The organism is Micromonospora sp. NPDC023869, assembly GCF_055559695.1.
This window is the reverse complement of record NZ_JBVHKD010000007.1, coordinates 97,997-121,185: the sequence shown is the minus strand read 5'-3', so window position 1 is coordinate 121,185 and position 23,189 is coordinate 97,997. Positions and strand designations below refer to the sequence as shown.

The following is a 23,189-nucleotide window of genomic DNA, read 5'->3' as shown; positions in this document are numbered from 1 at the left end:
TTCCTCCAGTGAGGACATCCCACAATATTCGGAACTGTATGCGCAAAAACGGACGTATGTGGACGGGTTTGACGAAGACACGCCGAAAGGTATTGCCATCGACGCCTCGGCACCCTATGGCGCAGCGCTCCCACGACCCCTAGAGTTCCGAACACGTTTCGCGTTTCGCCGGGAGGGCGCATGCAGACCGCTCCGATGCCCGACTTCCCCACCGGATTCCGCTGGGGCGTCTCCACCTCCGCCTACCAGATCGAGGGCGCCGCCGACGCGGACGGTCGCGGACCCTCCATCTGGGACACCTTCGCCCACTCCCCCGGACGCATCCTCGACGGCAGCACCGGCGACGTGGCCTGCGACCACTACCACCGCTACGCCGAGGACGTCGCGCTGATGGCCGGGCTCGGGGTGACCGCGTACCGCTTCTCGGTGTCCTGGCCCCGCGTGCTGCCCACCGGCACCGGTCCGGTCAACGCCGCCGGGCTGGACTTCTATGAGCGGCTGGTGGACGAGTTGCTCGACCACGGCATCGACCCGGTCGCCACGCTGTTCCACTGGGACCTGCCGCAGCCGCTCCAGGACGCCGGCGGCTGGCTGCACCGCGACACCGCGCACCGCTTCGCCGAGTACGCCGACGTGCTGGCCGCCCGCCTCGGCGACCGGGTCAAGCTCTGGATCACCCTCAACGAACCGTTCATCCACATGAGCCTCGGTCACGGCACCGGTGAGCACGCACCCGGCAAGGCGCTGCTCTTCGACGCCTTCCCGGTCGCCCACCACCAACTGCTCGGCCACGGTCTCGCGGTCGCCGCGCTGCGCGCCCGCAGCAACAGCCCGGTCGCCATCGCCAACAACTACTCGCCGGTACGCGTGCTCGGCGACGACCCGGCCGACGCCGCCGCCGGGTACGCCTACGACGCGCTGCACAACCGGCTCTTCACCGATCCGCTGCTCGGCCGCGGCTACCCGACCGAGCTGGGCTTCGACACCAGCGTGGTCCGCGACGGCGACCTCGACGTCATCGCTGCCCCGCTGGACGTGCTGGGCGTCAACTACTACAACCCGACCGGCGTACGCGCCCCCGAGGAGGGCTCGCCGCTGCCGTTCGAGCTGGTGCCGCTCACCGGGTACCCGCGTACCGCCTTCGACTGGCCGGTGGCGCCGGACGGGCTCCGGGACCTGCTCGGCTGGCTGCACCGGCAGTACGGGTCGCACCTGCCCCCGATCCAGATCACCGAGAGCGGCTGCGCGTACGACGACACCCCGGACGCCGAGGGCCGGGTGCCGGACCCGGACCGGATCGCCTATCTGGACGGTCACCTGCGCGCGGTGCACGCGGCGATGGCCGACGGGGTCGACGTGACCGGGTACTTCGTCTGGTCCCTGCTGGACAACTGGGAGTGGGCCGAGGGCTTCACCAAACGCTTCGGGCTGGTGCACGTCGACTTCGCCACCGGAGCGCGTACGCCCAAGTCGTCGTACTCCTGGCTGCGCGAGGTCATCGCGGCGGCCCGCCGGGAACCTCCCCGGTGACCACCATCGACCCGACGCCGACCTCGCTGCCGGCGGCGCTGGCGGAGCCGACGGTCCCGGTGCGGCGCGGCTGGATCGCGCTGCTCTTCGCCGCGAACCTCGGCGTCTGGATGGCGTTCTTCACGCCGATCCAGGTGCTGCTGCCGCAGCAGCTCGGGCAGATCGCCCCGACCAACAAGGAGACCATGCTGGCAGTGGTCACCGGCCTCGGCGCGTTGGCTGCGGTGATCGTCAACCCGGTGGTCGGGGCGCTGTCGGACCGGACCTGCCTGCGGATCGGCGGCCGGGAGTTCGGTCGCCGGCACGTCTGGACCCTCGGCGGCGCGGTGCTCGGCGCGCTGTCGCTGGCGCTGCTCGCCCAGGCGCAGACCGTGCTCGGCGTGGTCGTCGGCTGGATCGCGGCACAGACCTGCTTCAACGCGATGCTGGCCAGCCTGACCGCCGCCGTACCGGACCGGGTCCCGGTCGCCCAACGCGGCGGCGTCTCCGGCTGGGTCGGCATCCCGCAGGCGCTCGGGCTGGTGCTCGGCGTCGTGCTGGTCACCGCCGTGGTCACCGGCAACGCCGCCGGGTACCTGGCGATCGCCGCCGCGGTGCTGCTGTTCGCGCTGCCGTTCGCCCTGCGCACCACGGACGACCCGCTGCCGCGTACGCACCGACCGGCGCTGCGGGGACTGCTGGCCGGCATGTGGGTGTCGCCGCGCCGGCACCCCGACTTCGGCTGGGCCTGGATCACCCGGTTCCTGGTCCAGCTCGGCAACGCCTTCGGCACCCTCTACCTGCTGTACTTCCTCACCGACGAGGTCCGGGTGGCCGACCCCGAGGGCGGCCTGCTGGTGCTGATCCTGCTCTACACCGCCGGGCTGATGGCCACCACGGTGGTCGCCGGGCGGCTGTCGGACCGCTCGGGCAAACGCAAGATCTTCGTGATCGTCGCCGGGATGGTGATCGCGGTCGCGGCCCTGCTGCTGGCCGTCGCCCCCACCTGGCCGATGGCGATCGTCGCCGCGCTGCTGCTCGGTGCCGGTTACGGGGTGTACCTGTCGGTGGACGCCGCCCTGATCACCCAGGTGCTGCCGAGGGCCACCGACCGGGCCAAGGACCTCGGCGTGATCAACATCGCCAACTCCGCGCCGCAGGTGCTCGGACCGGCCATCTCCGCCCCGATCGTGGTCTACCTGGGCGGCTACCCCGCCCTGTACGCCACCACCGCCGTGGTGACCGTCCTCGGCAGCGTCCTGGTGCTGAAGATCCGCTCCGTCCCCTGACCCGCTGTGATGTAAGGAGGGGACCCCTGTACAACACCAGCCGATAGCAGGGGACCCCTCCTAACATCTGTACGCTGGGGGCCGTGACGGTACGTGTGCGATTCGCCCCCTCCCCGACCGGTATGTTCCACGTCGGCGGTGCCCGCTCGGCGCTGCAGAACTGGATCTTCGCCAAGCAGCAGGGCGGGGTGTTCGTGCTGCGCATCGAGGACACCGACGCCGCACGCAACAAGCCGGAGTGGACCGAGGGCATCCTGTCGGCGCTGGACTGGATCGGCATCGAGCGGGGCAGCTACGAGGGCCCCTGGTTCCAGTCCTCGTACGCCGACGAGCACCGCGCCGCCGCCCGCCGGCTGCACGACACGGGTCGCGCGTACTACTGCGACTGCACCCGCGAGGCGGTGCAGGCCCGGACCGGCAACCAGTACACCGGTTACGACGGCCACTGCCGCGACCGTGGCCTGCCGCCCGGCGAGGGTCGCGCGCTGCGCTTCCGTACGCCCGACGAGGGCACCACGGTGGTCGTGGACCTGATCCGGGGCGAGCCGACCTTCGAGAACAAGCTCATCGAGGACTTCGTGATCGCCCGGGGCGACGGGTCCCCGGTCTTCCTGCTGGCCAACGTCGTCGACGACATGACGATGGGCATCACCCACGTCATCCGGGCCGAGGAGCACCTGCCCAACACCCCGAAGCAGCAGTTGCTCTGGGACGCCCTCGGGGTGAAGCCGCCGATCTGGGCGCACGTTCCCGTGGTCGTCAACGAGAAGCGACAGAAGCTCTCCAAGCGACGGGACAAGGTCGCGCTGGAGGCGTACCGGGACGAGGGTTACCTCGCCGCCGCGATGCGCAACTACCTGATGCTGCTCGGTTGGGCGCCCTCCAACGACCGGGAGATCGTGCCCTGGTCGGTGATCGAGGACGAGTTCCGGCTGGACGAGGTGAACCCGTCGCCGGCCTTCTTCGACGAGAAGAAGCTGCGGGCGTTCAACGGCGAGTACATCCGGGCGTTGTCGGTCGAGGAGTTCGTCGAGGTCTGCGGGCCGTGGCTGACCGGTACCGGCAGCATCCCGCCGCCGCCGTGGCAGCCCGACGAGTTCGACCCGGCGACGTTCGCCGCGGTGGCGCCGCTGGCCCAGACCCGCATCGCGGTGCTCAGCGAGATCGTCGCGAACGTCGACTTCCTCTTCCTCGCCTCCCCGCTGATCGACGAGGCGGCCTGGGCCAAGGCGATGAAGGAGGGCGCGGCCGAGCTGCTGGACGACGCCATCGCCGCCTACGCGGCGGTGACCTCGTGGGACGCGGCGACGCTGAAGACCACCCTGGAGGAGGTCGGCGCGGCGCGCGGTCTCAAGCTCGGCAAGGCGCAGGCGCCGGTACGCGTCGCGGTCACCGGCCGGACGGTCGGGTTGCCGCTGTTCGAGTCGCTGGAGTTGCTCGGCGCCGAGCGCACCCTGACCCGGCTCCGCGCCGCCCGCGCCCGCCTGTTCTAAGGCTGTCGGATGTAAGGAGGGGTCCCCTGCTAACGCCTGGTGCATAGCAGGGGACCCCTCCTTACATCCGTGGACGGCGAGAGGCACGCCGGCGGATCAGGCGGACGGCGACCAGCACGACGAGCAGCACCAGGGCGACGATGCCCGCCCACCAGCCGGCGCCCGACGAGTCGCCGGACCGGGGCATCGGGGTGGCCACCAGCGGACCGGACCTGCTCGGGGTGGGCGTGACCTCCGTCGGTGCCGGGGTGGTCGGTACCGCGGTGGTGGCCCCCTCGGCGGGGGCAGCCGTCGTCGCCGAGGAGGTCGGATCGGCGGGCGTACCGGTGGTCAGCGTGAACCGGACCTCGCCCGAGATCGGGTGGCCGTCGCCGGAGACGATCTCGTACCCGATCACGTACAGGCCGGCCCGGCCGGGGGTGAACGGCGCGCTGATCCGGTTGCCGGAGACCCTGGCCGGCCCGCCGAGCGCGTCCACGTCGTCCGGTCCGGTGACCGTGAGTGTGGTGCTCTCCTCGTCGAGCCGAGCGAGGAAACGCAACTCGACCCGCTCGGGCGCGGTCGCGACGCGGGCGCCGTCGCGGGGGTTGCTGCTGGTCAGTTGGTTGTGCGCGGCGGCCGGCGTCACCGGCAGCAGCAACGACACACCGAGCGCCACGCCGAACACCACTGTCCAGGACCGCGTCGTACGCGCTACCCTGCCCCCCATCACGGCCTCCGCACCGGTAAGATCCGCCCCGCGTGTCCACGGCTGATCATTGGTCGATTCGCGATCGCAGATAGTTCCAATTAGTGTTTCACCAGCTGCAACCGATCGTCGTTCCACGGAGTCTTTGTGGTGGGTACCCGTCCTGTGGGCACGGTCACCGCCGTCGGCCCTCCAACGCGTGACCCCTGCAGCACAGCCGACCATCGACGGGGCGAGGAGGCGGCATGGTCCGACGGATGAGGCGACTGGCCACGATAGCGGTCGGTGGAGTCGCCGCGGTGTTGTTGTCGCTGGCCTTCGTCGAGCCGGCCAAGGCCGCGCCGAAGGCGCCGCCGGCCGGCGTCGACATCACCGGAGACGGGTTGGCCGAGCCGTTGCGCCTGCGCCACGACACCAGCCCGGAGCAGGTGACCGCCGTCATCGACCAGGTGAGCCGATCCCTGGCGCGGGCGAGCGCGCCCAAAAAGGCCGACCTCGGTCCGAAGTACACCGTGGTGGTGCTGGCCGGTGACACTCCGAAGCAGACCTACGACCTCTATCCGAAGGCCGTCGGCGGACCGCGCGTCTATCGGCCGGCCAAGCAGCCGGACGCCCGCAAGACCACCGCGGCCTGGTTCCTCGGGCGGATGACCATGTCGGAGACGCTGCGCACCGTCGGGGTGCCGCTGGAGCGGACCTACGAGGCGGTCAGCGGCGGAGTCGGTGGCGGCGAACGGATCATTCCGGAGGACGCGCTCAACCCCGCTCAGGACATCAACGAGGCCTTCAGCGATCTGCGCCGCCTGCTCCTGCTGAACGTCGCGGTGATGCTGGTGATCACCCTCGGGCTGGCCGGGATCGCGCTGCTGGTCCGCCGCCGGACCCGCTGAACCTCCGCACCAGCACCGCCGGACCGAAGCCTCAGCACCAGCACGACCGGACCCGGGTGCGCCTCAGCACCAGCGGCGCGGGGGCCGTTCCCGGCGTACCGACCGCAGGGCCGGGCGGACCGGGCCGTGCCGGTGGGCGCCGGCCCAGCCGGGCAGGTCGCTGCGACAGCCGCCGGTGACCGGCTCCGGCACGGCGGTCTCGCCCGTACGCTGACGCGGCACCACGGGGTCGACGGGGCGCGGGCGTACCGGAGCGACGTCCTCCTCGAGACGCTCGGCCGACCGTCCCGGCGCGGCTTCGCCCGGGTGGACCAGACCGATGAGCCGGCGGTGGTGTTTGGCGGGGAACGGCTGCTCGTGCGACCCCGGTCGGCAAGGTTCTCCCTGGGCGCAGCCGTGCTCAGCCTCCCCGTGCGCCATCGGTGTCTCCTCACGCTCGCCCTCACCCGCCGGTGCCCACCCGACGTGCCTCGTTACCGTACTGGCCGGCCCCGACGGCCCGTGCAGCGCGTACCGGGTGGGTGCTGTCGGTCCCGCCGACGCCTGCCGGCGAGGTCCAGCTCAGGACATGTCAGGCTAGGCGGGTGAGCGAGTCGGGCGGGACGGACCTGTCGGCAACGCTGCGCCGGATCGAGCGGGCCGCCGGTGCGCTGGCCACCGACAGCGTGGCCCGGATGGACGACACCCTGCCCTGGTTCCGGGAACTACCCGCCGACCAGCGGTCCTGGGTCATGCTGGTGGCGCAGGCCGGCGCGCGCTCCCTGGTGCAGTGGTTGCGCTCCGACGGCGGCCCCAACAAGGGCACCCAGGAGGTCTCCGACGAGGTGTTCGCCACCGCGCCGCAGGCGCTGGCCCGGTCGATCACCCTCCAGCAGACCGTCGCCCTGATCAAGGTGACCATCGACGTGGTCGAGGAGCAGGTCGACGACCTGGCCGCCCCGGGCGAGGCGGCGCAGTTGCGCGAGGCGGTGCTGCGCTACTCCCGGGAGATCGCCTTTGCCGCGGCCCGGGTGTACGCCCGGGCCGCCGAGTCGCGCGGTTCGTGGGACGCCCGCCTCCAGGCCCTGCTGGTCGACGCGTTGCTGCGGGGCGACTCCCCGGACGTGCTGGCCAGCCGGGCCGCCGCGCTCGGCTGGACGGACGCGCCGCCGGTCGCGGTGGCGGTCGGCCCCTCCCCCGGCGGCGAGGTCGCCGCCGTGCTGCACACCGTCTACCGGCAGGCCCGGCGGGTCGGGGTCGAGGTGATCGGCGGTGTGCACGGTGACCGTCTGGTGATCGTGCTGGGTGGGGCGGCGGACCCGGTGGCGGCCACCGCCGAGCTGCTCTCCGCCTTCGGTGACGGCCCGGTGGTCGTCGGCCCCTCGGTGCCGAGCCTGGACGAGGCCACCGAGTCGGCCCGGGCCGCGTTGGCCGGTTACCGGGCGGCCCCGGCGTGGCCGGCCGCGCCCCGGCCGGTCTACGCCGGTGACCTGCTGCCCGAACGGTCCCTGGCCGGCGACGCGGAGGCCCGGCGGCGGCTGCGGCACGACGTGTACGCGGTGCTGGTGCGGGCCGGCGGTGAGCTGCTGGAGACGCTGGACGCCTTCTTCGCCGCGGGCGGCACGCTGGAGAGCGCGGCCCGGGCCCTGTTCGTGCACCCGAACACGGTGCGTTACCGGCTACGGCGGATCTCCGACGTCACCGGGTTCAGTCCGTTGTCGCCCCGGGACGCCTTCGCGTTGCGGGTGGCGCTGACCGTGGGTCGGTTGGATCCGGTGGTGCCGACCCCGACATTGGCCCCACCGACCGGTAAAAGATCACAGGTCGGCGATGATCAGCACCAATCTTTGTAGGATCTCTCCAAAGGTCCTAGTGCGGTTTGGTACCGGTCGGCACAGCGCAACCGGTGGGTATCCGGGAGAGTCATAGACGTGCTCGCCGTACTCTGCCCCGGCCAGGGTTCTCAGAAACCCGGCTTCCTGACTCCCTGGCTCGACCTGCCCGGCGCCGAGGCGCGGTTGCGTCACTGGTCCGCGCTGGCCGGCGTCGACCTGGTGCACCTGGGCACCGAGGCCGACGCCGACGAGATCCGGGACACCGCCCGCACCCAGCCGCTGCTGGTGGCCGCGGCCCTGCTCGCCGCCGAACACCTGCCGATGCAGGACGTGGCGCTGACCGCCGGGCACAGCGTCGGCGAGCTCGGTGCGGCGGCGCTGGCCGGCGCGCTGCCGGCGGACGCCGCGATCTCCCTCGCTGGGGTACGCGGCCGGGAGATGGCCGCCGCCTGCGCGCTGAAACCGACCGGCATGGCTGCGGTCCTCGGCGGCGATCCGGACGAGGTGCTCGCCGCGATCGAGGGGCACGGGCTGCACGCCGCGAACCGCAACGGCGCCGGGCAGGTCGTCGCCGCCGGTGCGGTCGACGACCTGGAGAAGCTGGCCGCCGAGCCGCCGGCCCAGGCGCGGGTCATCCGGCTCCAGGTGGCGGGTGCCTTCCACACCCCGTACATGGCTCCTGCGGAGGCGGCGCTGGCCACGGTGGCGGCCGACGTCACCACCGCCGACCCGACGCGGATCCTGCTCTCCAACCTCGACGGCACCGCCGTCGGACAGGGCGCGGAGATGCTCCAGCGGCTGGTCCGGCAGGTCACCGCCCCGGTCCGCTGGGACCTGTGCATGGCCACCCTCGCCGACCTCGGGGTGACCGGCGTGATCGAGCTGCCGCCCGCCGGTACGCTCTCCGGCCTGGTCAAGCGCGAGCTCAAGGGCCCCGGCCTGCCGGAGATCGTGACCCTGAACACCCCGGACAAGCTGCCCGCCGCCCGCGACCTGATCGCCCGCGTCGCCGGAGGGCAGGCGTGAGCGCCGTCCGCCTCAGTCCGTCCGACTCCCGTGCCGAGATCGACCGTAGGAAGGGCTCGTCATGAGCGGCAGTCGCATCCTGTCCCTGGGGCACTACCAGCCGTCCCGGGTGGTGACCAACGACGAGATCGCCCAGTTGGTGGAGACCAACGACGCGTGGATCCGGGACCGGGTCGGCATCGCCAGCCGGCGGATCGCCGGTGACGAGACGGTCGCCGACATGGCCGCCGCCGCCGCGGACAAGGCGCTGGCCAACTCGGGGCTGACCGCCTCCGACATCGACCTGGTCGTGGTGGCGACCTGCACCTCGATCGACCGCAGCCCGAACGTGGCCTGCCGGGTCGCGGCCAAGCTGGGCATCGACGCCCCGGGGGCGTTCGACCTGAACACGGCCTGCTCCGGGTTCGCGTACGCGCTGGGCACCGTGGACCACGCGGTCCGCGCCGGTGCCAGCCGCAACGCCATCGTGATCGGCGCGGAGAAGCTGTCCGACTTCATCGACTGGAACGACCGTTCCACCTGCATCATCTTCGGCGACGGGGCGGGCGCCGCGGTGGTCACCGCCGCACCCGAGGGCGAGCCGGCCGGTATCGGCCCGGTGGTCTGGGGCTCGGTGCCGGAACGCGGCGACGCGGTACGCATCGAGGGCTGGCGCCCGTACGTCGCGCAGGAGGGTCAGACGGTGTTCCGCTGGGCCACCACCGCCCTGGCGCCGCTGGCCCTACAGGCTTGCGAGCGGGCCGGGGTCGACCCGTCGGAGCTGGCCGCGTTCGTTCCGCACCAGGCCAACACGCGGATCATCGACGGCATCGCGAAGCGGCTGAAGATCCCGCAGGCGATCATCGCGAAGGACCTGATCGAGTCCGGCAACACCTCGGCGGCCAGCATCCCGCTGGCCCTGTCGAAGCTGGTGGAGCGCCGCGAGGTGCCCTCCGGCGCGCCGGTGCTGCTGTTCGGTTTCGGCGGTGGCCTGACCTACGCCGGTCAGGTCGTCCGCTGCCCCTGAGACCCCCTCGGCGCGCAGGCGCAGAGGTGTGACGGACGGCGTCGCCGCCCGTCGAGAAATTCCGATGAGAGGAACCCACCGCAATGACCCGTGACGAGATCACCACCGGCCTCGCCGAGATCCTCGAAGAGGTTGCCGGGGTGAACCCGGACGACGTGGCCGAGGGGAAGTCCTTCACCGACGACCTGGACGTCGACTCGCTCTCCATGGTGGAGGTCGTGGTGGCGGCCGAGGAGAAGTTCGGCGTCAAGATCCCGGACAACGAGGTCCAGAACCTCAAGACGGTCGGGGACGCCGTGAGCTACATCGAGGCGCAGTCCTGATCATGAGTCGTCCTGACGTCGTCGTCACCGGGCTCGGCGCGACCACCCCGCTGGGCGGGGACGTCGCGTCGACCTGGGACGCCATGCTCGCCGGCCGCTCCGGGGTGAGTGCGCTCACCCAGGAGTGGGCCGGTCAGTTGCCGGTCCGGATCGCCGCCCAACTGGCGGTCGATCCCTCCACCGTCCTGGACCGGGTGAAGCTGCGCCGGCTGGACCGCTCCGAGGCGATCGCGTTGATCGCCGCCCACCAGGCTTGGGCCGACGCCGGCCTGGTCGACGCCGGAGCGGACCCGGAACGGATCGGGGTCAGCATCGGCTCCGGTATCGGTGGCGCGGTCACCCTGCTCAACCAGGACGACATCCTGGAGGCGTCCGGTCCCCGGCGGGTCTCCCCGCACACCGTGCCCATGCTGATGCCCAACGGTCCCGCCGCGTGGGTGGGTCTGGAACTCGGCGCCCAGGCCGGTGTGCACTCGGTGGCCAGTGCCTGCGCGACCGGCGCGGAGGCGATCGCGCTGGGTCTGGACATGATCCGGGCCGGTCGGGCCGACGTGGTGGTGGCCGGTGGCACCGAAGCGGTGATCCACGCGCTGCCGATCGCCGGTTTCGCCTCGATGCGGGCCATGTCGACCCGCAACGACGAGCCCGAGCGGGCCTCCCGGCCGTGGGACAAGGGCCGGGACGGCTTCGTCCTCGGCGAGGGCGCCGGCATCGTGGTGCTGGAGCGCGCCGAGCACGCCGCCGCCCGGGGCGCCCGGGTGTACGCGCGGCTGGCCGGTACCGGTATCACCTCCGACGGCTACGACATCGTCCAGCCGCACCCGGAGGGCGCCGGCGCGATCCGGGCCATCGCGAAGGCGATCGCCGACGCGGACGTGGAGCGGGCCGACATCAGCCACGTCAACGCCCACGCCACGTCCACCCCGGTGGGCGACATCGCCGAAATCAAGGCACTGCACGCGGCACTCGGCGACCACCCGGTGCTGACCGCCACCAAGTCGATGTCCGGGCACCTGCTCGGCGCGGCCGGTGCGCTGGAGTCGATCGCCACGATCCTGGCGATCCGCGACAGCGTGGTGCCGCCGACGATCAACCTGGACGACCCGGACGACGGCCTCGACCTCGATGTCGCCGCCGGCAAGGCCCGCCACATGGACATCCCCGCCGCGCTGAACAACTCGTTCGGCTTCGGCGGTCACAACGTGGCGCTCGTCTTCACCCGGGCCTGAGCCACCCCGGCAGCACCGCCCCGGCCCCGCCGACGCACCACGCGTCGGCGGGGCCGAGGCGTGTTCCGGCCGGTCGTCGGCGGGTCAGCCGCAGGTGGTGGCGGGCAGTCCGGAGACCTTCACCGGGGACCGTCCGCGCGGGGCGGCCTTGCCGGCGAGTACGTCGGCGAGCGCCGTCATCGAGGCCCGGCTCGACGAGTACGTGGCCAGCAGCGTCGGCGAGTTCGCCTGCGCCAGCACGTACGGGGTGTCCATGGCGACGGTGACGGCGGCTCCGGAGCGCAGGTCGCCGGCCCCGTCGCCGTACCCGACGAGGTGCACGACCGTGCCGCCGCTGGGCACCACCTCGACCCCGGCGGCGGTGAGTGCCTCGGTCAGCGCGGTCCGGGTGTGCGCCCGCCCGCCGGAGGAGGTGACGGTGACCGGGCCCTTGACCCCGCTGGTGTCGCACCGGCCCTTCAACACGGTCACCGCGGCGGCGGCCAGGTCACCGGCGGCCTCGAGATGCGCCGGAGCCCGCAACGTGGACATCTCCAGCACCGGCTTGTCGGCCAGAGTCAGTTTCATGGTCAGTACGCGGGTGGCCGCCTCCACCAGTCGGGCCCGGGGCAGCGAGCCGTCCCGCAGCGCCGTCAGCAGCCCGTCGTACGCCTGACCGACGTGCGGCGGCATGAGGATCAGGTCGTTACCGGCCTTGAGGGCGCGTACCGCCGCCTCACCCGGCCCCCAGCGGCGGGCCGGCGGCATGTTCATCCCGTCGGTGATGACCACGCCCTGGAATCCGAGTTCGCCGCGCAGCACGTCGGTGAGCAGTTTGCGGGAGAAGGTGGCGGCCACTCCCGGATCGATCTCCGCCACGTCGAGGTGGGCGGACATCACGGCCAGGGCGCCCGCCTCGATGCCGGCGCTGAACGGGGGCCATGCCTCGGCGGCGAGCTTCTTGCGCGACTGCGTGAGCACCGGCAGGTCCTCGTGCGAGTCGACGGCGCTGTGCCCGTGCCCGGGGAAGTGCTTGACGGTGGCCGCGACACCGGACGCCTGAAGCCCCCGGACCGCACCGCCGACCTGTCCGGCAGCGCGGGTCGGGTCCGCGCCGAACGACCGGGACCCGATCACCGTGCTGCGCTTGACCAGCACGTCGGCGACCGGCGCGAAGTCGAGGTTGATCCCCATCGCGGCCAGCTCGGTGCCGGCGGCCCGCCAGGCGGCCTCGGTCAACGCCGGATCGTCGGCGGCACCGGCGGCGAGCGCGCTGGGCAGCATGGTCACCCCGTCGGTGATCCGGGTGACCACGCCGTACTCCTGGTCGGTGCCGATCAGGAACGGCGCCGTGCCGGCGGGCAGCTTGTCGGCGGCCTCCCGCAGGCCGGTGGTGAGCTGGCGGACCTGCTTCGGGTTGTCGACGTTGGTGGTCGGCTGGTTGCCCTGGGTGGGGTCGTCGGCGCTGAAACCGACCAGGATCAGGCCACCGAGCCGGTACTTCTCGATCATCTCGGCCGGGGTGTCCACGCCGCCGAGGTTCCGGTTGCCGGCGGCTGAGCCGGCCGAGACCTTGGTGGCCTGGTCGCCGTAGGCGTACGGCATCAGCACCTGGCCGACCAGGTCCTCGTCGGCGAGTTCGGCGACCAGCGCGGCGGCCCGGGTGGCCGGGTCGTCCGGCGGTGCGCTCGACGGGGGCGCCGGTTCTGTCGCCGGGGCCGACGACGGGGCGGCCCCCGGTCGCTGCCCGGCTCCCGAACAGCCGGTGACGAGTAACGCGGTCACGGCGACGAACGCGGCGACGACGCGCCGAGGGGTAGTCGACACGCGGCCCAGTCCACCAGCTCACCGCGTATCGGGGCAACTCGACCGTCAACCAGTGGACGGGCGTGCCGGTACGCCCCCGGAGGTGGCGGGCCTCGGGTCCGGCCGCTCAGCCGACCCGGGTGAGCAGGGTCACCGGCGCGCCGTCACCGGCGTAGCGGTACGGCTCCAGCTCGGCGTCCCAGGCGGTGCCGAGCGCCTTGTCCAGCGCGTGCGCGAGCGCCTCCGGTCCCCGCGCGGCGGCCATGATGCTGCGCAGCCGGTCCTCGCCGAGCTGGATGTCACCGGCGGCACCGACCGTGGCCCGGAACAGCCCGCGTCCCGGCACGTACATGAAACGCTCGCCGTCGGCGCCCGGACTGGGTTCCTCGGTCACCTCGAAACGGATCATGGGCCACTGCCGGAGGGCAGCAGCCAGTTCGGCGCCCGTCCCCGGGCGACCGGACCACCCGCACTCGGCCCGGCGGGCGCCGGGATCGACGGGTTGAGCCGTCCATTGCAGGTTGACCGGCGCGACAAGGACGCGCGCGATCGCCCACTCGACGTGTGAACACACGGCGAGCGGGGTCGAATGGACGTATACGACGCCACGCGTTGGCACGGTGACCTCCCGGAGAGCGAGGTGCGTCTTCCCCTACGACCTCGACCCGGACCGGGTACGTTGCTGGAACACATGATGACTCCTGTGACGGATGGTGCGCCAGCGAATCGGGAAATCCGCCGGTCGGAATACCCGGACAGGTGACTGCGGTTCCACCTCGTGACGCCGCGGTGACCAGCCGGGATCGTGGCTCGTGTACAGTTCCATCGGCGGCCTGTGCCGCGTACAGCCTCTGCGGGTCACCCATTCGGTACCGCCCGCATCAGCCCCCGGACGTTTCCCCGTCCTCCGTACGTCTTGCAAGGAGTACCTCCGTGGCGAGCAACACCTCTAAGACCGCGCGCGCGTCAGTCCGGGCCGGCCAGGCTGGCCAGGGTGGCGCACTCAGCGTGCTGGGCGAGTTCAAGTACCTGATCCCGCTCAACGGCGGCAAGCACGCCTACGTGCGGAACCTCACCAACGGCAAGACCGCGCACCTGCGTACCGACTCCGAGGCCTTCGTCGAGGAGATCCGGGTGCTGGCCGCCGCCGGGCACGCCACCAAGATCCGGGCGGAGATCAACGGTCTCAACGCCGCCCACCCGGGCGACGGCTGGGACGCCACCGAGAAGCGCCTGGTCGAGGCCGGCGTCTTCGAGGGCTGAGCACCGCCCCACCCGCACCACCACGAACGCCCGCCGGGCTCACCCGGCGGGCGTTCGCGCGTCTCCACCCGCCCCACCCCGCCGATCATGGAGTTGTGGCGGCGACAAAGACCCTCATATCGCACCTAAACGCGTTCCACAACTCCATGATCGCGCGCGACAGGCCCGACAGCGGGGCCAGGGCACCCGCAGTCAAGGCGTGGGAGGCAGGAGGGAGACCTCGCCGGTGGTGAGGGTGTAGAGCGCGCCGGTCACCGCGACCCGGCCGGAGGCGACCGCGGGTGCCAGGAGCGGGTCGGCGCGCAGGGTGGTGACGGTGCGCCGGACGTGACGGCGTACGGCCAGGGGCTGCACCTGCGGGTCGTCCAGCCCCACCTCGGTCACCGCGGGCGCGATCCGGTCGATCAGGTGGGCCAGGGCCCCGGCCGGGCGTCGACCGGTACGCAGCGTGTCGACCGTCGCGGCCACCGCGCCGCAGCGTTCGTGCCCGAGCACCATCACCAGTGGTACGCCCAGCACGTCCACGACGTACTCGATCGAGCCGAGGACCGCGCGGTCCAGCACGTGGCCGCCCGTGCGGATGACGCAGATCGAGCCGAAGGTCTGGTCGAAGATCGCTTCGAGCGGTACCCGCGAGTCGATGCAGCCGAGCAGGACGGCGTACGGCTGCTGGTCGCCGGAGGCGCTCGCGGCGGCGGCGGTGACGTCGTGTCCGTGCACCGGCTGGCCGCTGACGAAGCGCCGGTTGCCGGCGAGCAGTTCGGCCAGCGCGGCGCGTGGGGTCCCGCCGGCCGCCCGGTCGTCCGGTCGTGGATCGGCCGTCCGTGGCATCGCCATGGTCTCAGCTTGGCCGGATCGTCCCGCCGACGTCACCGGTTCCGGGATCTTCTCAGCACCCCGATTCGCGTGGTCTCATGACGGGTAGCCGGTGTTACCACCGGGTATCCCCGGTGTTACGCATCCGCGTGTGCCTGGGGAGGTGGCGATGCCAGATCCGGTCGAGGTGCGACTGGGCGACGACGTGAGCCTGCACGTGGACACCGACGGCCCGGCGGACGCCGAGGTCACGGCGGTGCTGCTACACGGCTGGACGCTTGACGCGCGCAGTTGGCACCGGCAGGTGACGGCGCTGCGCAAGGCGTACCGGTCGGTACGGGTGGTCAGTTACGACGCACGTGGCCACGGTCGGTCCAGCTGCATGACGCTGCCCACGGCGACGCTGGCCCAGCTCGGCGACGACCTGGCCGCAGTGCTGGACACGGTGGTACCGACCGGACGGGTGGTGCTGGTCGGGCACTCCATGGGCGGGATGACGATCATGGAGTACGCGCACCGGCACCCCGGGCACTTCGCCCGCCGGGTGGCCGGGCTGGTCTTCGTCTCGACCACCGCCGAGGGGCACACGCACACGGTCTACGGGTTGTCGCCCCGGATCGCCCGGATCATCCGGCTGGCCGAGACCACCGGGGCGGGAGTGCTCGCCCGTTGCGGGGCCTGGCGTCCGCCCCGGGCCCTGTTGCGCGCGCTCCGCCCCAGCATCCGCTGGATGCTTTTCGGCGACCGCTGCGACCCGACCGACATCCGCCTGGTCACCTCGGCGGTGGCGCGCGCCTCGCTGCGCTCGATCGGCGGGTTCCGGGCCTCCTTCGGCGCCCAGCACCGGCTGGAGACGTTGGCCACGCTGGCGGATCTGCCGGCGGCGGCGTTGGTCGGGGACCGGGACCGGCTCACCCCGCCTCCGTGCGCGGAGTCGATCGCCGCCGCGCTGCCCGCCACCGAGCTGACCGTCTGCCCCGGCGCCGGGCACATGTTGATGATGGAGCGTCCCGAGGAGGTCACCGCGGCCCTCTCCGGCGTGCTGCGTCAGGTGCTCGCCGACGCCCGCCGCGCCGGTGGTCGGGCCGCCGCCGGCCGCACCCGCCGCCGCTAGGCCCGGTGCCTCCGCACGCCCGCGAGGTGGGGCGTAATCTCGTGCGGTTGGCCGGGCCGGGTGACGAGGAGAACGAAGCGGTGGACCAGAGCACCCTGGACCAGGAGATCGCCGTCGAGCAGCGGCATCTCGACCGGGTGTACGCACGACTGGCCGAGCTGCGCCGGGCGGCGGTCCGTGCCGAGCGGGACGGCTACCGGCTGGCCCGGGTCGGCAACTTCGGCGCGCTGGTGGAGCGGGACGCGATGGTGTTCCACGCCGCGCAGCGCCGTCACGTGCTCGACGCCGAGTACGAGGGGCTGGTCTTCGGCCGTCTGGACCTGCGCGACGGGCAGGTGTTCCACGTCGGACGGCTGGGCATCCGCGACGAGGACGCCGCGACGCTGGTGGTCGACTGGCGTGCCCCGGCCGCCGCCCCGTTCTATCAGGCCACCCCGGCCGAGCCGCTCGGCGTGGTACGCCGCCGGACGATCCAGTCCAGCCGGGAGCGGGTCACCCGGATCGAGGACGACCTGCTCGACCCGGACGCCGCACCGGCGGAGATGGCAGTGGTCGGCGACGGCGCGCTGCTGGCCAACCTGTCCCGGACCACCGGTCGGGGCATGCGCGACATCGTGGCGACCATCCAGCGCGAGCAGGACGAGGCGATCCGCTCCCCCGGTTCCGGGGTGACGCTGGTCTCGGGCGGGCCGGGCACCGGCAAGACGGCGGTGGCGCTGCACCGTGCCGCGTACCTGCTCTACTCCGACCGCAGCCGGTACGCCGGGGGCGGCATCCTGGTGGTCGGCCCCTCCTCGGTCTTCGTCGAGTACATCGCCTCGGTGCTGCCGTCCCTGGGTGAGGAGACCGCCACCCTGCACTCGCTGGGCACCCTCTTCCCCGGACTGGTCGCCACCCGCACCGACCCGGTCGAGGTGGCCGCGGTCAAGGGGTCGCTGCGGATGCGCCGGTTGCTGGAGCGGGCGGCCCGGGACGGCGTACCCGACTCCCCGGCCGAGCTGCGGCTGCTCTACCGGGGGCAGTTGCTGCGGCTGGAGCGGGCCGAGCTGGACGCCATCCGGGACCGGGCGTTGGCCCGGGGCGCGCGACGCAACGAGGTACGCCGGGCCGGCTTCGACGGTGTCCTGGCGGCGCTCTGGGCGCAGGCCCGCCGGTTGGGCATCGCCCGGCTGCCCGAGCAGCGGGCCTTCGAGGACGAGCTGATCGACCGGACGGACTTCCGGGACTTCCTCAAGGCGTGGTGGCCCCGGCTGCATCCCCGGCACGTGCTCGGCTGGCTGGCCGATCCGGAGCGGCTGCGCCGGTACGCCGCCGGGCTGCTGTCCCGGGCCGAGATCCGGCTGCTGGAGCAGGCGTACCGGGGGCTGGGCGCCGAGGGGCCGACCGTCGCCGACGTGGCGCTGCTCGACGAGCTGGACGCGCTGCTCGGCAAGCCGGTGCGTCCGGCCCGCGCGAAGCGCGACCCGTTTCAGCTCGCCGGCGGGGTACGCGAGCTGAGCACGTACGCCGACCGGCAGCGGGCCGCCCGCCAGGCGGCCCGGGAGCGGCCCGAGGACTACCGCGACTACGCGCACGTGGTGGTGGACGAGTCGCAGGACGTGTCACCGATGCAGTGGCGGATGATCGGCCGGCGCGGTCGGTTGGCCTCGTGGACGGTGGTGGGTGACCCGGCCCAGACCGCGTGGACGGGGGATCCGCAGGAGCTGTCCCGGGCCCGGGACCAGGCGTTGGGTCGTCGTCGGCGGCACCGGTTCACGCTCACCACCAACTACCGCAACTCGGCGGAGATCTTCGCGGTGGCGGCGGCCGAGATCCGGCGGGCGTACCCGGACCTGGCCCTGCCCACCGCGGTGCGGACCACCGGGGTCGACCCGGTGGCACTGGTGGTGCCGGCGGCGGAGCTGGAGACCAGCGTGCTGACCGCCGCGAGCGCGCTGCTCGGCGAGGTCGAGGGCACCGTCGGGGTGATCACGCCGGTGCCGCGCCGGGACGAGGTCGCGGCCTGGCTGGGCGGGCTCGGCGGCGAGCGCCTCCAGGTGGTGACCAGCCTGGAGGCCAAGGGCATGGAGTACGACGGCGTGGTGCTGGTCGCCCCCGGTGAGATCCGTGCCGATCCGGGCTCCGGCGTGCGTACGCTCTACGTCGCCCTGTCCCGGGCCACCCAGCGGCTGACCACGATCGACCCGACCGGCTGAGCGCGCACATATAGCAATGTCGGCATAGATCCGTCCCCGGCGGGGCGCAGCACGCAAGGTGTCTGCGTGGGCGCGGGCCACGACCACCACCACGCTTCGGTGTCGAACGCCGCACACCGCCACTCCGGCCGGCTGTGGGCGGCGTTCGTGCTGCTCGCCGTCCTGATGGTGGTGGAGGCGGTGACCGCTCTGTGGACCGGCTCGCTGGCTCTGCTCTCCGACGCCGGGCACATGTTCACCGACGTGCTCGGCATCGGGATGGCGCTCGCGGCGGTGACCGCCACCCGACGCGTGGACACGCATCCACAGCGCACCTTCGGCCTCTATCGGCTGGAGGTGCTCGCCGCGTTGGCCAACGCCGTGCTGCTCGTCGGCGTCGCCGGTTACGTGCTGGTGGAGGCGGTACGCCGGTTCGGCGACCCACCGGAGGTGCGTACCGGGCCGGTGCTGGTGGTGGCCACGCTCGGCCTACTCGCCAACCTGGTCGCGTTCGCGCTGCTGCGACCCGGGGCACGGGAGAGCATCAACCTGCGCGGGGCGTACCTGGAGGTGCTGGCCGACCTGCTCGGCTCGCTGGGGGTGATCGCGGCGGCGGCGCTGATCGCGCTGACCGGCTGGTGGTGGGCGGACCCGCTGGTGGCGGTCGCGATCGGCGCGTTCATCCTGCCGCGTACCTGGCGTCTGGGCCGGGCGGCGGTCCGCATCCTGGTGCAGGCCGCCCCGGAGCACCTCCAGGTCACTGCGGTGCATGACCGGCTGGCCGCGGTGCCCGGCGTGGCCGGCGTCCACGACCTGCACGTCTGGACGCTCACCTCCGGGATGGAGGTGGCCTCGGCCCACCTGACCACCGCCGAGGGCGTCGAGGTCGGCACGGTGCTCCGCGCGGCCCGTACGGCACTGCGCGAGGACTTCGACATCGCGCACGCCACGTTGCAGATCGAGCCCGGGACGAGCGCAGGTGCCTGTGGGACGGTGGAGTGGTAGCGGGACGAGGAATGCGAAAGGCAACAATAATCCCATTTGTCTGGTTTACTGGTGATCAGGGGAACACCAGGAGTCACACCGGCTGCACCAGCCCCACCAGCACCGGTAGGCTCGGACCCGGTCTCCGCCAGGCGGCACTCGACGGTGCCGGCGGTGACCGCCGCCTAATCGCCCGCCAGGGCGAACCGGGGAACCATGTTCCAGGGGTGCATCCGCGTCCAGCGGTAGGGATCTTCCGTCCCGAACCCGTCAGCTAACCCGGTCGGCGGCTGACGGAAGGACATGTGCATGCCAGCAGTGGCAACCGTGAGACCGGCCGCCCGTACGGCGGCCCTGATCGCTGCGGGGCTCGCCCTCGCCCTGGGCGCCGCGCTCGCTCCGTTCAGCGCTGCCTCCGCAGCCCCCGGTGACGTCGGCGACGAGGGCGGCACACCGGCGCTGCGCGCCCAGTTGGAGGCGGCCAGCAAGGGCTACCTCGACGCCAAGACCGCCCTGGACCGCTCGGTCGTCCGGCAGAAGAAGCTGGCCGAGCAGCTCACCACGACCGAGGGTCAGCTCACCGAACGCAGCGACAAGGTAGCCGAGATCGCCGCGCAGGCGTATCGCGGCGGCCGGCTCGGTGCCGCGTCGGCGCTGCTCAACAGCGGTTCCCCGGCCGGCTTCATGGACCGTGCGGCGGCGCTGGACGCGGTGGCGGCCAACGAGGAACGCGCGCTGCGGGACCTGCGGACCACCCGGGACGAGGTCAGCAAGACCAAGCAGGCCCTCGACGTCGAGGTGCAGGAGCAGCGCAAGCAGGTGGCCGTGATGGCCAAGCGCAAGGAGCAGGCCGAGCGCTCGCTGACCGTGGCCGAGGAGCGCGCCGAGCGGGCCGAGCGGGCTGCGGCACAGGAGCGGGCCAACCGGACCCCGGCACGTGGCGGCGGTTCCAGCAGCGCCACCGCCAAGCCGGCACCGCGCAACTCCAACGGCTCCTGGCCGGCCGAGTCGTGCAGCGTCAACGATCCCACCCCGGCCAACGGCTGCATCACGCCCCGCACCCTGCACGCGCTCAACCAGGCCAAGGCGGCCGGCTTCACCCGGTACGTCTCCTGCTACCGCGCGGGCGGCTCGGGTGAGCACCCGAAGGGTCGGGCCTGCGACTTCGCGGCGCAGAAGAACGGTTTCGGCGGGGTCGCCACCGGCGGCGACCGGACGTACGGCAACAACCTGGCGGCGTTCTACGTCAACAACGCCGACCGTCTCGCCGTGCTCTACGTGATCTGGTACAAGCAGATCTGGCTGCCGAGCAGCGGCTGGCGGACGTACAGCGGCGCGCGGGGCGACCCGTCCAGCGACCACACCAACCACGTGCACCTGTCGGTGTACTGATCCACACGGCACGCCGGGTGGCCGCCCTCGCGGGTGGTCCACCCGGCGTCGTCGTTCCCGCACTCCGAGGCGGCTGCCTCGGTTCCGCCCCGCCCGTCGCCGCGCGCTCTGCGGCCACCTTGGTTACCGTCGACATCGAAGCGGACATTTCGTGGCGACCGGGAGGAACGGTTATGAGCGGACCGCAGCGGACCCAGTGCGACGGTGCGTCGTGAGCGCGGCGACCGGACATGTGATGGTCTTCGCGCCGACCCCACTGCTCACGGTCACGATCGACCAGCCCAACGAGACTCCGGAGCTGCACCTGCACCCCGGCGGTCAGGGCGTCTGGCAGGCCCGGATGGTGCTGTCGCACGGCGTCGACGTGGTGCTCTGCACCGCGCTCGGCGGCGAGATCGGGCAGGTGCTGGAGCCCCTGCTGGTCAGCGAGGGCGTCGACCTCAAGGTGGTGGCCCGGGACTCCGGCGGCAGCGGCGGGTACGTGCACGACCGCCGCGAGGGCACCCGGCAGGAGATCGTCGACGTGACCGGGCAGCCGCTGAGTCGACACGAGTTGGACGAGCTCTACAACCTGTCGCTGGGCGAGGGGCTGCGGGCGGCGGTGAGCATCCTGAGCGGCCCGAACGACCCGTCGCTGGTCCCCGCCGACCTCTACCGGCGCTTCGCCGCCGACCTCGGCGCGAACGGCAGCCGGGTGGTGGTGGACCTCTGCGGCGACCACCTCACCGCCGTGCTGGACAGCGGGGTGTTCTTCGTCAAGGTCAGCCACGAGGAGCTGATCGCCGACGGCCGCGCGGCCGACGACGACGAGGAGCAGCTCACCCGGGCGATGTACGAGCTGCACGCCACCGGCGCCGAGAACGTGGTGGTCAGCCGTGCCGACAAGCCGGCGCTGGCCCTCGTCGACGGCGAGGTCTTCGAGGTGCAGATGCCCCGCCTGGAGGCGGCCGACCCGCGCGGTGCGGGAGACTCGATGACCGCCAGCGTGGCCGCCGTGGTGGCGCGCGGCGGTGACGTACGCACCGCGATCCGGACCGGCGCGGCGGCCGGCGCGCTGAACGTCACCCGGCACGGGCTGGGCACCGGGCGGCTGGACTCGATCACCGGCCTGGTGGACCGGGTACGCCTGGAGCCGGCCGGCGTCCGCCGGCAGGAACGCACCACCCCCGACGAGTTGGCCCACCGGGTGGGTGGCGCATGACCCTGCGAGTGTTGATCACCAACGACGACGGGATCGCCGCGCCGGGCATCCATGCGCTGGCCCGGGCGGCGGTCGACCGAGGGCTGGACGTGGTGGTCGCGGCACCGTTGGAGGAGGCGAGCGGCACCAGCGCCGCGATGAGTGCCGTGGAGCAGGACGGGCAGGTGGTGGTCCGTGAGCATCCGCTGCCGGATCTGGCCGGGGTACCGGCCTTCGGGGTCGGCGGCTCACCCGGCTTCATCGCGTTGATCGCCGTGCACGGCGCGTTCGGGCCGCCGCCGTCGGTGCTGCTCTCCGGCATCAACCGGGGGGCGAACGCGGGCCGGGCGGTGTTGCACTCCGGCACGGTGGGTGCGGCGTTCACCGCAGCCGCCAACGGCTGCCGGGCGTTGGCGGTGTCACTGGACGTGCTCTCCGTCGGGGAGGCGACCGCCGTCAGCGGAGGTGCCGCGGTGGCCGCCGCGGCCCGGGTACGCGACGCCGAACGGAACTGGGCCACCGCCGCTCACGTGGCCCTGGACCTGCTCCCCCGGCTGACCGCCGGTCCGGTGGAGAGCGTGCTCAACGTCAACTCGCCGGACGTGCCGCTGGACCGGCTGCGCGGCGTACGCCGGGCGGGGCTGGCCACCTTCGGTCAGGTGCAGATGACCGTCGCCGAGGCCGGCCACGGTTTCGTGCGGACCGCACTGGAGGAGCCCGGTCAGGCGGTGCAGCCCGGGACCGACCTGGCATGGCTCGCCGATGGGTACGCCTCGGTGACGGCGGTCCGCGCCGTCACCGAGGTGTCGGACGTGAACCTGTCCGGTCTCGACGGCGACTGACGGTCAGCCGCCAGGAAGGACCTCGGGAGTGGCGGCGGCACCGGCGTAGTACGGCTCCGGCGCGCCGAAGAGACCGAGCAGCCCGGTCACCCAGAGCTGTCGGTGCACGAACCGACTGGGTTCGGTGACGATCAGCTTGACGCCACTGACCTCAGCCGTCTGGAAGCCGGCGACCATCGCGCTGATGCCCACCGAGTCGATGAAGGTGACCAGCCGCATGTTGAGCTCGATCCGGGCCGGCCGCCCCTTGGCCAGCACTTCGGCGATGGCCTCTTTCACCTCGTACGCGGTGTCGACGTCGATCTCGCCCCGAGGGGCGATCTCGATGACACCACCGGGCCGAACCGTCTGCAGGATCGACAGGCTCACGCG

The 23,189-nt window shown here is 72.6% G+C and carries 21 protein-coding genes, 1 pseudogene and 1 riboswitch; of the genes and pseudogenes, 16 read left to right on the top strand and 6 right to left on the bottom strand.

Annotated features, from left to right (window positions below; translation table 11 throughout):
* The first annotated feature begins 180 nt into the window (after nt 1-180).
* The 3 genes from ACZ31C_RS20270 to gltX all read left to right on the top strand — a co-directional run bounded on the left by ACZ31C_RS20270 (nt 181) and on the right by gltX (nt 4,291).
* Nucleotides 181-1,530 carry a GH1 family beta-glucosidase gene (locus ACZ31C_RS20270; protein ID WP_465796620.1) on the top strand — a complete coding sequence of 450 codons (1,350 nt, stop codon included), beginning with the start codon at nt 181-183 and terminating at the stop codon, nt 1,528-1,530.
* A complete protein-coding gene (locus tag ACZ31C_RS20265; RefSeq protein WP_465796619.1) occupies nt 1,527-2,798 on the top strand; it encodes an MFS transporter in 1,272 nt (423 codons plus the stop codon). Before ACZ31C_RS20270 ends, ACZ31C_RS20265 begins: the two co-directional genes overlap by 4 nt.
* Nucleotides 2,799-2,881: 83 nt before the next feature.
* Nucleotides 2,882-4,291, top strand: a complete 1,410-nt coding sequence (gene gltX / locus ACZ31C_RS20260) for a glutamate--tRNA ligase (protein WP_465796618.1) — start codon at nt 2,882-2,884, stop codon at nt 4,289-4,291.
* Nucleotides 4,292-4,352: 61 nt separating this feature from the next.
* On the opposite strand, the gene ACZ31C_RS20255 is transcribed toward gltX, so the two are convergent.
* Nucleotides 4,353-5,000, bottom strand: a complete 648-nt coding sequence (locus ACZ31C_RS20255; RefSeq protein WP_465796617.1) for a copper resistance CopC family protein — start codon at nt 4,998-5,000, stop codon at nt 4,353-4,355.
* Between the two features lie 224 nt (nt 5,001-5,224).
* Here ACZ31C_RS20255 and ACZ31C_RS20250 point away from each other — a divergent pair, with 224 nt between their 5' ends.
* Nucleotides 5,225-5,869, top strand: a complete 645-nt coding sequence (locus ACZ31C_RS20250; RefSeq protein ID WP_396750382.1) for a hypothetical protein — start codon at nt 5,225-5,227, stop codon at nt 5,867-5,869.
* Nucleotides 5,870-5,932: 63 nt separating this feature from the next.
* Here the strand turns inward: ACZ31C_RS20250 and ACZ31C_RS20245 are convergent, their stop codons facing one another.
* Entirely contained in the window at nt 5,933-6,289 is a 357-nt protein-coding gene (locus tag ACZ31C_RS20245) for a hypothetical protein (RefSeq protein WP_465796616.1), read from the bottom strand.
* Nucleotides 6,290-6,390: 101 nt separating this feature from the next.
* Between ACZ31C_RS20245 and ACZ31C_RS20240 the strand changes: the two genes are divergently transcribed.
* The 5 genes and pseudogenes from ACZ31C_RS20240 (at nt 6,391) to fabF (ending at nt 11,267) form a co-directional block, all read left to right on the top strand.
* Nucleotides 6,391-7,701 (top strand): PucR family transcriptional regulator, encoded by a 1,311-nt coding sequence (locus ACZ31C_RS20240; protein WP_396750386.1) that lies wholly within the window; start codon nt 6,391-6,393, stop codon nt 7,699-7,701.
* 78 nt (nt 7,702-7,779) lie between these two features.
* Nucleotides 7,780-8,697, top strand: a pseudogene (locus ACZ31C_RS20235) (ACP S-malonyltransferase); the annotation flags it as partial.
* Between the two features lie 73 nt (nt 8,698-8,770).
* Nucleotides 8,771-9,715, top strand: coding sequence for a beta-ketoacyl-ACP synthase III (locus ACZ31C_RS20230; RefSeq protein ID WP_396750388.1), 945 nt, complete (start codon nt 8,771-8,773; stop codon nt 9,713-9,715).
* Between the two features lie 83 nt (nt 9,716-9,798).
* Nucleotides 9,799-10,038: an acyl carrier protein gene (locus ACZ31C_RS20225; protein WP_053653162.1), complete on the top strand. Its 240-nt coding sequence runs from the start codon at nt 9,799-9,801 to the stop codon at nt 10,036-10,038.
* Nucleotides 10,039-10,040: 2 nt separating this feature from the next.
* The gene (gene fabF, locus ACZ31C_RS20220; protein ID WP_465796615.1) at nt 10,041-11,267 is read left to right on the top strand and encodes a beta-ketoacyl-ACP synthase II; all 1,227 of its coding nucleotides are present in this window, start codon (nt 10,041-10,043) and stop codon (nt 11,265-11,267) included.
* An 84-nt stretch (nt 11,268-11,351) separates the two neighbouring features.
* On the opposite strand, the gene ACZ31C_RS20215 is transcribed toward fabF, so the two are convergent.
* Both ACZ31C_RS20215 and ACZ31C_RS20210 read right to left on the bottom strand, forming a co-directional pair.
* The gene (locus ACZ31C_RS20215) at nt 11,352-13,082 is read right to left on the bottom strand and encodes a glycoside hydrolase family 3 protein (RefSeq protein WP_465796770.1); all 1,731 of its coding nucleotides are present in this window, start codon (nt 13,080-13,082) and stop codon (nt 11,352-11,354) included.
* A gap of 97 nt (nt 13,083-13,179) precedes the next feature.
* A complete protein-coding gene (locus ACZ31C_RS20210) occupies nt 13,180-13,671 on the bottom strand; it encodes a DUF3145 domain-containing protein (protein WP_396750392.1) in 492 nt (163 codons plus the stop codon).
* 314 nt (nt 13,672-13,985) lie between these two features.
* Here ACZ31C_RS20210 and ACZ31C_RS20205 point away from each other — a divergent pair, with 314 nt between their 5' ends.
* The gene (locus tag ACZ31C_RS20205; protein WP_117229745.1) at nt 13,986-14,315 is read left to right on the top strand and encodes a hypothetical protein; all 330 of its coding nucleotides are present in this window, start codon (nt 13,986-13,988) and stop codon (nt 14,313-14,315) included.
* Nucleotides 14,316-14,507: 192 nt separating this feature from the next.
* On the opposite strand, the gene ACZ31C_RS20200 is transcribed toward ACZ31C_RS20205, so the two are convergent.
* Nucleotides 14,508-15,152: a carbonic anhydrase gene (locus tag ACZ31C_RS20200; RefSeq protein WP_465796614.1), complete on the bottom strand. Its 645-nt coding sequence runs from the start codon at nt 15,150-15,152 to the stop codon at nt 14,508-14,510.
* A 148-nt stretch (nt 15,153-15,300) separates the two neighbouring features.
* On the opposite strand from ACZ31C_RS20200, the gene ACZ31C_RS20195 reads away from it, so the two are divergent.
* The 6 genes from ACZ31C_RS20195 (at nt 15,301) to surE (ending at nt 22,817) form a co-directional block, all read left to right on the top strand.
* A complete protein-coding gene (locus ACZ31C_RS20195) occupies nt 15,301-16,245 on the top strand; it encodes an alpha/beta fold hydrolase (RefSeq protein WP_465796613.1) in 945 nt (314 codons plus the stop codon).
* An 80-nt stretch (nt 16,246-16,325) separates the two neighbouring features.
* Complete coding sequence (locus ACZ31C_RS20190) at nt 16,326-18,440, top strand: HelD family protein (RefSeq protein WP_465796769.1); 2,115 nt, start codon at nt 16,326-16,328, stop codon at nt 18,438-18,440.
* A gap of 66 nt (nt 18,441-18,506) precedes the next feature.
* Nucleotides 18,507-19,424 carry a cation diffusion facilitator family transporter gene (locus tag ACZ31C_RS20185; protein WP_465796612.1) on the top strand — a complete coding sequence of 306 codons (918 nt, stop codon included), beginning with the start codon at nt 18,507-18,509 and terminating at the stop codon, nt 19,422-19,424.
* Between the two features lie 151 nt (nt 19,425-19,575).
* A riboswitch (cyclic di-AMP (ydaO/yuaA leader) is annotated at nt 19,576-19,708 on the top strand.
* Between the two features lie 4 nt (nt 19,709-19,712).
* Complete coding sequence (locus ACZ31C_RS20180; protein ID WP_465796611.1) at nt 19,713-20,795, top strand: coiled-coil domain-containing protein; 1,083 nt, start codon at nt 19,713-19,715, stop codon at nt 20,793-20,795.
* Between the two features lie 235 nt (nt 20,796-21,030).
* Nucleotides 21,031-21,996, top strand: a complete 966-nt coding sequence (locus tag ACZ31C_RS20175; RefSeq protein ID WP_396750544.1) for a 1-phosphofructokinase family hexose kinase — start codon at nt 21,031-21,033, stop codon at nt 21,994-21,996.
* Nucleotides 21,993-22,817: a 5'/3'-nucleotidase SurE gene (surE, locus tag ACZ31C_RS20170; protein ID WP_465796610.1), complete on the top strand. Its 825-nt coding sequence runs from the start codon at nt 21,993-21,995 to the stop codon at nt 22,815-22,817. Before ACZ31C_RS20175 ends, surE begins: the two co-directional genes overlap by 4 nt.
* 3 nt (nt 22,818-22,820) lie before the next feature.
* Here the strand turns inward: surE and ACZ31C_RS20165 are convergent, their stop codons facing one another.
* Nucleotides 22,821-23,186 carry an STAS domain-containing protein gene (locus ACZ31C_RS20165; RefSeq protein WP_131054395.1) on the bottom strand — a complete coding sequence of 122 codons (366 nt, stop codon included), beginning with the start codon at nt 23,184-23,186 and terminating at the stop codon, nt 22,821-22,823.
* Between the last annotated feature and the right edge of the window lie 3 nt (nt 23,187-23,189).

Coding starts and splice junctions, on each gene's coding strand:
- ACZ31C_RS20270 (WP_465796620.1), top strand. CDS start 181: ATGCAGACCGCTCCGATGCCCGACTTCCCCACCGGATTCCGCTGGGGC.
- ACZ31C_RS20255 (WP_465796617.1), bottom strand. CDS start 5,000: ATGGGGGGCAGGGTAGCGCGTACGACGCGGTCCTGGACAGTGGTGTTC.
- ACZ31C_RS20250 (WP_396750382.1), top strand. CDS start 5,225: ATGGTCCGACGGATGAGGCGACTGGCCACGATAGCGGTCGGTGGAGTC.
- ACZ31C_RS20245 (WP_465796616.1), bottom strand. CDS start 6,289: ATGGCGCACGGGGAGGCTGAGCACGGCTGCGCCCAGGGAGAACCTTGC.
- ACZ31C_RS20230 (WP_396750388.1), top strand. CDS start 8,771: ATGAGCGGCAGTCGCATCCTGTCCCTGGGGCACTACCAGCCGTCCCGG.
- ACZ31C_RS20225 (WP_053653162.1), top strand. CDS start 9,799: ATGACCCGTGACGAGATCACCACCGGCCTCGCCGAGATCCTCGAAGAG.
- fabF (WP_465796615.1), top strand. CDS start 10,041: ATGAGTCGTCCTGACGTCGTCGTCACCGGGCTCGGCGCGACCACCCCG.
- ACZ31C_RS20200 (WP_465796614.1), bottom strand. CDS start 15,152: ATGGCGATGCCACGGACGGCCGATCCACGACCGGACGACCGGGCGGCC.
- ACZ31C_RS20195 (WP_465796613.1), top strand. CDS start 15,301: ATGCCAGATCCGGTCGAGGTGCGACTGGGCGACGACGTGAGCCTGCAC.
- ACZ31C_RS20180 (WP_465796611.1), top strand. CDS start 19,713: ATGCCAGCAGTGGCAACCGTGAGACCGGCCGCCCGTACGGCGGCCCTG.
- ACZ31C_RS20175 (WP_396750544.1), top strand. CDS start 21,031: ATGGTCTTCGCGCCGACCCCACTGCTCACGGTCACGATCGACCAGCCC.
- surE (WP_465796610.1), top strand. CDS start 21,993: ATGACCCTGCGAGTGTTGATCACCAACGACGACGGGATCGCCGCGCCG.